Genomic DNA, 1,508 nt, shown 5'->3' on the forward strand with positions numbered 1-1,508 from the left:
GTCTGTAGCAATGTTACAGCTATAGGTTGGTGGCGTGTTTGGTACTTTGTTTATATCGTTATATTCTACTAAGCAACCCGTCGGGCTTGAGGTAAAAGCACGCCATTTTTTTTCGCCACTTTTGTAATCGACAAGGACATATAAATAGCCTTGCCTTAACATTTGTATGCAATATTTTGAGTGTTCCAATGGCAAATTCGATACCATTTGTTGAGCAAAATCAGGTAAAGGCGGCAGTTCAACGTCTGCTTTAAGATTATGTTTAAGTGTTTTGTTTTTACCCATAAAGCCAGAAATTGATAAGCGAGTTGGCAGTACAATTAAGTCACCTTCCTTTTCTTGACATTTGGGGCATCGTTTGCCTGAATCGTTTTGCTTGATTTTTGCTGCTAATATTAAACTAACTAAGCTTTCCAGATTTGTCATGTTTTATTCCTAATCTAAATTCTTTAAATATTGTTCAAGTTGATTGATGTTTTGGTTTGTCATTAATTCAAATAATAAATCATCATTAATTTGTCTGAAAAATTGCTCAGGTTGTGCCATTGCATAATGAATAATCACGTCCATTTTTTGTTGGTTAGGTCGATAAAATGTTACTTTATATGTCCAATCTAATAGTTTTTTTAATGTACGTTGCTCTGTGTTGGATAAAGGTTTTTGTTGTTGTTTGACTAGCTGATATTCATAAGTGTTGTAAACTTGTGCTATTTTGATTTTTTGCCATTGTTTGGGTGATAGCTTATATTTGATATCCGATAAGATTAATTTAGGTTTATGATGCAATTGGGTGTAGCTATCTTGCCAGTAATTCCAATATTCAATACAACCTAATAGGTTATTTAATTGCTCTTGATCCAATATTTCAATTAAATGTTTTAAAACCTGTGGATCATAAAACCGTAAAAGATAGTTGTTTCCATTGTATGACATCAACATCGCATTACTAAGGTGATTTTGTATATATTTAATCGAATAAGGTGAAGCAATAAGCGCTATCGCTGCCGATTTTTTATTTTTTATTTCGATAATAAGCTGTTTGATATAGGTTGCTTGTTTAGGTATGGCACAGAGCTGCAAGCATTCATGATCTTGTGATACGGTATCTTGCCTATCACGAATCGGTACGATTGTTTCAAATTCGAAATAATTATCGAAGAAAAAATTATCGTTGATTTGGGGATCAACTAATAAATACATTTTACCCAGTTGCTGAATTTGCTTAGCAATAACGTGATTTATTTCTTCGTCTAATATGGTTTTAATCATTACTTTCTTTCCACAATGATGGCATGTTTTTCAGCACTGTCTTGTTGTACCCCCTTACAAATGGACGGTAATTCGTTTTGAATATTTTTTTGTGCTGTTCCCATTTTCTGCATGACATTACACTTAAGATAGACATTATCCTGCGTGCCCAGTTCAATGCCTTCTTCGCTGATTTTTATGTATGAACCGCCACAAATTAAGGTGATTTTTTCACTGGCGGTTTTTATTTTTTTACCCAC

The 1,508-nt window shown here is 33.5% G+C and carries 3 protein-coding genes; all 3 read right to left on the reverse strand.

What is annotated here, in order from left to right; genetic code table 11:
• A partial coding sequence (locus tag A9G48_RS07510; protein WP_218057846.1) for a toxin VasX occupies positions 1-426 on the reverse strand: 426 nt, incomplete at its 3' end.
• 9 nt (positions 427-435) lie between these two features.
• Positions 436-1,269 (reverse strand): DUF4123 domain-containing protein, encoded by an 834-nt coding sequence (locus tag A9G48_RS07515; RefSeq protein WP_034948071.1) that lies wholly within the window; start codon positions 1,267-1,269, stop codon positions 436-438.
• On the reverse strand, positions 1,269-1,508 hold a 240-nt coding region (locus tag A9G48_RS07520), incomplete at its 5' end, for a DUF2345 domain-containing protein (protein WP_176702008.1). The genes A9G48_RS07515 and A9G48_RS07520, both read right to left, overlap by 1 nt.

The sequence above is a fragment of the Gilliamella sp. wkB18 genome (genome assembly GCF_001690875.1).
Classification (GTDB): Bacteria; Pseudomonadota; Gammaproteobacteria; order Enterobacterales; family Orbaceae; genus Gilliamella; species Gilliamella apicola_A.